6 protein-coding genes are annotated in these 8,038 nt (G+C 46.8%); all 6 read right to left on the bottom strand.

Annotated features, from left to right (window positions below):
• Positions 1-3,149: PVC-type heme-binding CxxCH protein (locus tag VN105_RS11315; protein WP_325640883.1), on the bottom strand; the 3,149-nt coding region annotated here is incomplete at its 3' end.
• 38 nt (positions 3,150-3,187) lie between these two features.
• The gene (locus VN105_RS11310; RefSeq protein WP_325640881.1) at positions 3,188-4,060 is read right to left on the bottom strand and encodes a ThuA domain-containing protein; all 873 of its coding nucleotides are present in this window, start codon (positions 4,058-4,060) and stop codon (positions 3,188-3,190) included.
• 115 nt (positions 4,061-4,175) lie between these two features.
• Entirely contained in the window at positions 4,176-5,126 is a 951-nt protein-coding gene (locus tag VN105_RS11305; RefSeq protein WP_325640879.1) for a 2-hydroxyacid dehydrogenase, read from the bottom strand.
• Entirely contained in the window at positions 5,123-5,611 is a 489-nt protein-coding gene (locus VN105_RS11300; protein ID WP_325640877.1) for a VOC family protein, read from the bottom strand. Before VN105_RS11300 ends, VN105_RS11305 begins: the two co-directional genes overlap by 4 nt.
• A gap of 25 nt (positions 5,612-5,636) precedes the next feature.
• Positions 5,637-6,803, bottom strand: coding sequence for a mandelate racemase/muconate lactonizing enzyme family protein (locus VN105_RS11295; RefSeq protein ID WP_325640875.1), 1,167 nt, complete (start codon positions 6,801-6,803; stop codon positions 5,637-5,639).
• Between the two features lie 19 nt (positions 6,804-6,822).
• On the bottom strand, positions 6,823-7,707 hold the full coding sequence (locus VN105_RS11290) for a sugar phosphate isomerase/epimerase family protein (protein ID WP_325640873.1): 885 nt from the start codon (positions 7,705-7,707) through the stop codon (positions 6,823-6,825).
• Positions 7,708-8,038 lie beyond the last annotated feature (331 nt).

The following is an 8,038-nucleotide window of genomic DNA, read 5'->3' as shown; positions in this document are numbered from 1 at the left end:
GCAGAATAGAAATCTTTCTTGCTTTCTATGGTTTTTCTTACCTGTTTTACTTTATCCGGGGAAACAGGCGCCCCTTTGTTGCCGAACGAGTTTCTGACGTAGGTTAACACGGCGGCAATCTCTTCATCTTTCAGCAGCCCGCCAAACGGTGTCATGGGCACCTGGCCCGGGTACGTTTTATTGTTTACTTCTATCGGGCCTAATATTCCTTTCATCACCAGTTTAATGAGCCGTTCATCGTTTCCTGTTACCCAGGCGGAGCCGGCAAGAGGAGGGAAGCCTGAATCCGGAAGACCTTTACCATCTGCCTGATGGCATGTTTTACAGTATCCTTCTATAGCGTAAATTTCCTTTCCTTTGTTAAACAGTGCCAGTGATGCACCTTTCAAACCGGACTTTTCATTTTCATCTTTATTCTTTTTCACATTTTCCCCGTTTAAGTGTGCCACGGCGGTTTCATACGCATGGATCATCCATTCGTCCAGCGGCATTTGTTTGGCGGCTGCCAGGATAGGAAGACCTTTTTCTTTACCGATCCATGAGGCGGCCACGATGGCCATCAGGCGTACGCGGCTGTTTTCATCTTTTGCCGCCTGCATCAGCAGCTCCGCCTGGTCGGCTACCTGGTGTCCTGTATAACGCAGCACTTCTACTGCCGCGGCTCTTGCATGATAGTCTTTTGCTTTTAATACCTGTTTTAAAAGCGGTTGGTCCACTTTATCCATTCCCCAGCTCACCCAAAGTCCTTCGAGTAAATGATGTTCATACCGCGGGTCATTTTTATCCAGGTGGGCTACCCAGGTTTGCAGTTTGGCCAGTACCTGTGAAACATCACGTCCTCTCAGTTCGCGGCGGGTCCTGTAACGGGTTCTGTATTCCGGCAGTTTAAGATTGTTGAGCAGTTCTTCTATAGGCGCTCCGGCTATATTGGCTGGTTTTACCAGTGGCCTCGACGGATAGGTAATACGGTATATTCTTCCGTGCGAATGATCCCGCAGTGGATCCCGCGCATTATGTTGCATGTGGCCTATGAGAATGTTATGCCAGTCGATCACGTATAATGATCCATCGGGTGCAAATTCCAGGTCCACCGGCCGGAAATTGGGATCTCCGCTTACCAGCAGATCCATGCGATGGTGGCTTTTGTAACCGGTGCCATCATCCTGCAGGGTATGTTCTTTTGTTCCCAGGAACCCGATAGTATTATTGATCAGGAAATCTCCCTGTACCTCATCCGGGAAATGGCGGCTGGATACAAATTCAAGTCCTGATGTAGGCCGTACTTTATGTTTATCTTCTATCAGCTGGATCGATTTATGTGTAGCCTGGCCGTACCTGGGCAACACGGTGCCGGGAAGCATCCAACGTACATCCGGGCTGGATGTTTCTGCGAAGAATGGTTGTCCCCAGTCATCGAATGCAATACCCCAGGGATTGGGAATAGAAAGTTGCGCGGTGCGTTCCAGTTTCCTGCGGCGCGGATCAAACCTGTAAAAACCGCCGTTAGTGCCGCGAACGGTTCCGTAGGAAGTTTCTACATTGGTATGAAGAAAAACGCCTTCCCCTGAATAGATGGCGCCGGAGGGATCGGCTGTAAACGCGTGACTGCTGTGATGTGTATCATGATCGTCGAATCCGCTGAGCAGGATCTCCGTTTTATCCGCTTTGCCATCGCCATCTGTATCTGTTAATAATTTAAGATTAGTTCCCTGGGCAACATATACGCCTTCTTCGGCTATCTCAAAACCGATGGGAAGATGCAGGCTGTCTGCGAATACTGTTTCTTTGTCGGCTTTACCATCATTGTCGGTATCTTCAAAAATGAGAATTTTATCATTGGGCTTTGCATCTCCGGGTTTATAATGCGGGTAGCTGGGCATTACCGCTACCCATAGCCTGCCTTTATTATCAAACGACATCTGCATTGGCTTGGCGAGATCTTTGAACTGCTCTTCCGAGGCAAAGAGTTCAATCTTGTATCCGGGCGGCACTTTTAGTTTGGCTACTGCTTCCTGCCCGGTAAGATACCGCAGGCTGCCGTTTTTAGCAGGGTTATAATTGGTTTTAACGGGAGGCAGTACTTTGGTGGTTTTATCGGCGGCAGCGATATCCATTTTCTTCCCTTTTGAAGCTGCCAGCCAAATTGCGGTGTCCCTGATCGCTGTCATCTGGCGGATCTTTTCTATTTCCGCAGGATAGTTATCCGGGCCGTAAGGATCATACCGGCGGCCATACACATGCACGCCGTTGGGGATTTTATAATCGTTGAGCCACATCCAGTTCTTTTCCATTACGGCATCATGTACCAGCTTCCTGTTGATTTCGCTTTTGGGAGAAGCATTTCCAAAGATCTGGTCGACCAGTAAAAGGCCCAGTTTTTTATAACCTTCTTCATTTAGTTGTGAACCGTCGATGGTTAAAGGTGTTTTAGTATCCTCGTACCATTTTTTGGAAGGTGTAAATGCATCTACAAATAATACATTATTACGGGCGGCCACTTCCTTCATGGCCTGTGTATATAAAGCAAGGTTTTCATTTTCTTTACGACCGTCGGGGAAATCATATTTATCAGAAAGATTTTCGAAGGCAATGGGAGAAACAATGGCCAGTTGCGGCGCGGTGGCGCCATTGTATTTTTGCTTCAGTGTCCATTTTATAAAGGCATCCAATTCTGCTTTATAACTGTCCAGTCCTTCTTTTCCATCGAATGATTCATTATAGCCAAAAAATGCGATGATCACATCTGTTTTGAGCCTGGTGAGCCATTGATCCGGTGTTTCAAAATGTCCCTGGCTTGGATTGTCGATGGCCTGCACCTGGCTGTCGAGTTCAGGACGGAATTTCTCTGCACCCGGAAATGCCCATGGGGAGTTTCTTCCGGAGTGCGGCCGGAAACCCGGTGTTTCCCCGCCATCGCACATATTACGGATCTGCATTTTATATTCCGGGTAACGGAGATAAAGTTCTGTTTCAAAATTATCATAGTTTATCATTCTCGATCCCAGGTTGTTACCGATCAGGGAGATATGGGAGGTCCCGGAAATAGTGAGCGGAGCAGGTCCTTTGGATGTACAGGAATGCAGTATCATTATCGCCAATACTATGGGAATAAAAGGCGCGTAAATGCCAATTTTTGATAGTCTGGGCATCTTAGATAAATTTAGCGTAATCAGGAAACGTGAAATACTTATTGGGCTATACGGTAAGGCACCCGGATATCGATTTTGCCTTTCCATTTCTTTGGCACTTTGAGACCCAGCTCATAGTGAATGGCGTTGATCACCACGCGCTGAAAGGGCTCCTGTGAAAAATCTTCAGGATGGCCCAGGGTCGTCATAAATACCCGGCCGCCGAAAGTGTTGGTACCGGTCCATGCCACCGGGTTTTCGATGGCTTCTTTATCAGTATTCACTGCTTTCCCCATCAGCAACCAGGTAGAGCCTTTCACTGGATAATCCGGTAAAACGCGGTACAGCCATGAGCGGACATGAAAGTTGGTTGCAACGCCTGTGAGGATGGGATTGTTGGCCTGTTCAGGGATGATATGTACATCTGTGCTGCTCTCGTGCCCGTAATGGGTATGTTTGGCGGCGCCGCCCCAGCCCGGAGGTGCGTTCAATGCAAATTCCCCAAAGGCATTCCATTTTTCACTGGGATGTCCTTCCGGAAAATGGAAGGCATGGGTGGTGGTACGGAAGCCCATAACAGGTTTGCCGGATTTCAGGTAAGCATCAATAAAGGCCAGTTGCTCAGGCGGAAGCCTGCGCCAGCGCAGGAAGAAAACCGCCAGGTCGGCCTGTTGCAAAGCCTCCAGGCCCGGGATATTTTCTTCGCTGTTATAATCCGGCGATGCTTTAAGCACGATCGTTTTCATACCGTAATCTTTCTCCAGTGCGGCGGCGATTGCCGGCATAGTTGCTTCGCTGCTGTATTCATGATCACCTGTTACGAAAACAACCAGCGGCTTTTTTTTCGCTTTGGAAGATTGCGCAAAGAGCAGGCTGGTACATGTAATGCTGGTACTTACCAGGACCAATAAACAAACGCAGAATTTTTTCATTTGAACAAAGATTATTGATGACCGTTTTTGTATGCGATTCAACCTGCTACATTCCGGGAAGCATAACGGGTAACATAAAATAAACGATGGTATCAGTTATTGAATAACGCAATGATCATTGAAGTGCATCGCGGTTATATATGCTGTTAAGATCCGGTTGCTTACCGGTAAGCGCTGCCACTACATTATTGATGGTGAGCAGGCATATCTGCCGGTAGGTGGCCGCTGTAAGACTGCCTGAATGCGGCGTAACAATTGCCCGCGGATGTTGTACAATACCGAGGCTTTCCACCGGTGGCTCATCGGGTAATACATCTGCGGCGTAGCCTGCAATAATACCGGTGTTTAACGCCTGCAGTAATGCAGGGTGGTCAATAAGTGCGCCCCTTGCGGTATTGATCAGTAACGCGCCGGACTTCATCAGATGCAGTTGTTTTTCTCCAATGATCTTATCTGTTTCTCCATTAAAAGGAAGATGAAGACTTACTATATCCGACTGCCTTAACACGTCCTCCATAGCCAGGTATTTATAGGGGAGGTCACCGGTGGATTTACTCCAATACACTACCTCCATTCCAAAAGCATCTCCAAGCCGGGCTACACGTTTCCCTATATTTCCCATACCTAACACGCCAAGGGTTTTTCCATTCAGTTCATCTCCTGTATATTGATTGCGCCAGGCCCAGTTGTTTTGTTTCACTTGGGTAACCGATTCATACATATTACGTATCAGCATCAGCATCAGGCCCAGGGTATGCTCTGCAATGGTGGCGGCATTGCTACCCGGCGCGTTGATGACCATGATCTTTCTGGCAGTTGCTGCAGCCACGTCTACATTATCTAATCCTACGCCACACCTGGCAACTACCTGCAAATGCGGGCAGGCATCGATAAGTGGTTTATTGATCAGTCCTTTCCCTCTTGTAATGATGGCATGGATATCTTCATTGTTCAGCACATTGCTTAAACCGGCTTCATCATACCCGGCAAATACATTCACATTCTTTTGAAGAATGGCGAATGCTTCATCGGCAACGGTTTCAAGCAGTAATACATTTTTCTTCATTTGTTATGATATAAGGTGGCATCATCAGACCTGTATCCCCGGAAGTCATTCCTGTTGGAAATATACAGCCCTTCTTCATACAATTCATCGGTAAATATCCGGGGATCTGCCTCAGCTCCCGGTATGGAGGAAATTTCCACCAGGTTACCCGCAGGATCGCGCACAAACATCTGCATAGCTCCATCCGGCAATTTTCTTACTTTTCCCCAGGGATTTATATCAATAACATTCAGTGCTTTCATACGAAAAAAGAGACTGCTGAAATCATCTACCTGTACACAAACATGCCCGCGGAAGGAGGTTTTGTCTTCCCATTCGGAGATATGCAATTGTTGCTCTTCGTTAAATTTGAAAAACATAACAGGGTAATCAAACCGGAAGGCGGCAAGCGGCTCCAGGCCCAATTCATGCTGATAGAAATGACCTGCTTTTTCCAGGTTGTCTACAATCAGTGTTACGTGATTAATTTTAAGTGCTTTGGCCATAAATAGTTATTTACAAATACAACTTCTACGCTTTCTGTTTATACTCCTTTACAAAATCCCAGTCGGGGGTTACGCCTAATCCCGGGGCTACAGGCGCCTGGATAACGCCATTGGTCACCGTAATTTGTTCCTTTACCAGTTCATACATCATTGGATTGCCTCCCAGTGAAAACTCAATGATAGTGGCGGATGGCGATGCAAATGCAACATTCAGTCCCGCCATAAAAGAGAAGGCGGATCCCCAGCAATGCGGGGCCAGCTCCAGCTGATGCACAGTGGCCAGGTGCGATACGCGCACCGCTTCGGAAATACCGCCAATGATGGCTGCATCCGGCTGTATTACATCAATGGCCCTTATCTCCAGCAATTCATTGATATCAAAACTGGTATATTCACTTTCGCCTGCTGCAATAGGAATATAGGTGGAAGCCCTTACTTCCGCTGTCCCTGTTTTATTATCCGGGCTGATAGGTTCCTCAAACCAGTATAAGTTACAATCTTCCACTCCCCGGCAAAACTGCTTTGCTTCCGGAACGCTGAAGGTGCCGTGCGCATCCGCCATCAGTTTGATATCAGGCCCTAAAGCGGCTCTCGCTGCCTTTACCCTGTCAATACTGTTTTGTACGGTCTGGTCCATTACGCCAACGCGCATCTTAACACTGCCAAATCCTTTGTGGGTATAGCCTTTCAATTGTGCGCCGATATTGTCTGTATCTGCCCAGCCGCCGCTGGCATAGGCCGGCATCTGATCCCTGCAGGCGCCACCGAGCAGGTCCATCACGGGAACATTCAGCATCTTCCCTTTTAAATCCCACAAGGCAGTATCAATACCGCTCATGGCAGATATGGTAAGGCCTCTTCTCCCAAGGATAGGGAACTTCCGGCCTCTCTGCAATGCGTAATGATCCCTTGTGCCATTATACATCTCTTCCCAGATACGGTAAATATCTTTAACGGGCTTACCCAGTAAAGCAGGCTTTAGTTCATTTTCAATACAATTCACAATGGAGGCGCATACCCCTGAAGATCCAACCGCTGCTTTGGCTTCTCCAAATCCCTGGAGACCATTATCTGTTGTTATCACAACAAGCGTCATGTCAAAATTGGCTAATAATCCATAGTCTGAAGTATGTTGTTTTTCTTTAGGAACAGGACAGCGTAACCAAAATGCCTCTACATTAGCTATTTTCATCTGTTAGCAGTTGACTTCTTTAAATAAGTTTTGATAAAGTATTAAATGATTCGGCAGTGAGCATGGTATAAAATGCTTCCGTAACAGAAGCGCTGCCATGATCTGCCAGGAATTTTTCCTGCTCAGCAGATAAGTTTTCAGGGTTTTCGTCAATGGAGTCCGGGTAAGGATTGGCGGGGGTACGGTCCAGCGGCGCGCAAAATTCCACGGAAAGCACTTCATTATAGTTGATCTCCCTCAATGTATCTATGATCTTTTTCCAGTTGAGATGTCCCATTCCCGGCGCCATACGGTTGTTATCAGCCACATGAAAACCAACCAGTTTTCCCCGGGCCTGCCTGATGGCCTCAAACATGTTGGCCTCTTCAATATTCATGTGAAAGGTATCCAGGCACACGCCGCAGTTGGGGCCTACAGCCTCCGCGAGCGCCAGCGCCTGGGCGCCCCTGTTGATGAAGTAGGTTTCAAACCTGTTGATAGGTTCTATGCCTATCACAATACCTGAAGATTCACTATAGTCATAAATTTCTTTCAGTGAATCAACGGCCCATTTCCATTCTTCCTCAGGCCGGCCATCGGGCACAATTTTTCCTACGGTACATGGTACTACCGACACCATATGCCCATCCAATTCTTTGACCATTTTAACTACATCCTTCACATACTGCACTGATTTTGCACGTTGAGCCTCATCCCTGGCCAGCAGGTTGCGCTCTCCCAGCATCAGGGTTACAGATCCCCAACACGACAGGCCATGGCTCTTCATCAGTTGCCTTATGCTTTTCGTGTCATATTGCTCCGGGGTACCCGCAATTTCAAGTTTGGTATATCCCAGTGCAGCAACTCTCCGTATGGTAGTTTCTATAGTTTCAGACCGCATCCAGTTGTGTATCCCTAGTTCCATAACGCTTTATATATAAAAGTGGATTAATGTTTTCTGCAGCTAATTGCGATGCCCATCACGGAAGAATGGCCGGTAATATGGTGGCTGTAAGGCTCAAACTTATCGGTTTCATAACAGGAACGTTTTTTTAATCATTGTTACACAAACTTATTCAGACTTCTATTGAAATAAAAGTACTTCATTTGCAAGATATCGATACTATATTTGCTATATTTCTTAAATTTTGCTTTAGAAAAATAAATAGTGTACTAAAAATAAAGACATTATGAAGGTTTCTTACCGACACATATCTACACCTGAAGATGCCAGCTTTGTGATCAAAGAGTTTTGC

Origin of the sequence: Chitinophaga sp., from assembly GCF_035564935.1 — a bacterium.
In the GTDB taxonomy this organism is placed as follows: Bacteria; Bacteroidota; Bacteroidia; order Chitinophagales; family Chitinophagaceae; genus Chitinophaga.
The sequence above is the reverse complement of the archived record's forward strand: the minus strand, read 5'-3'. Positions and strand labels throughout refer to the sequence as shown.

Excerpts from the sequence above, each read along its gene's own strand:
- VN105_RS11310 (WP_325640881.1), bottom strand. The coding sequence starts at position 4,060 with ATGAAAAAATTCTGCGTTTGTTTATTGGTCCTGGTAAGTACCAGCATT.
- VN105_RS11305 (WP_325640879.1), bottom strand. The coding sequence starts at position 5,126 with ATGAAGAAAAATGTATTACTGCTTGAAACCGTTGCCGATGAAGCATTC.
- VN105_RS11300 (WP_325640877.1), bottom strand. The coding sequence starts at position 5,611 with ATGGCCAAAGCACTTAAAATTAATCACGTAACACTGATTGTAGACAAC.
- VN105_RS11295 (WP_325640875.1), bottom strand. The coding sequence starts at position 6,803 with ATGAAAATAGCTAATGTAGAGGCATTTTGGTTACGCTGTCCTGTTCCT.
- VN105_RS11290 (WP_325640873.1), bottom strand. The coding sequence starts at position 7,707 with ATGGAACTAGGGATACACAACTGGATGCGGTCTGAAACTATAGAAACT.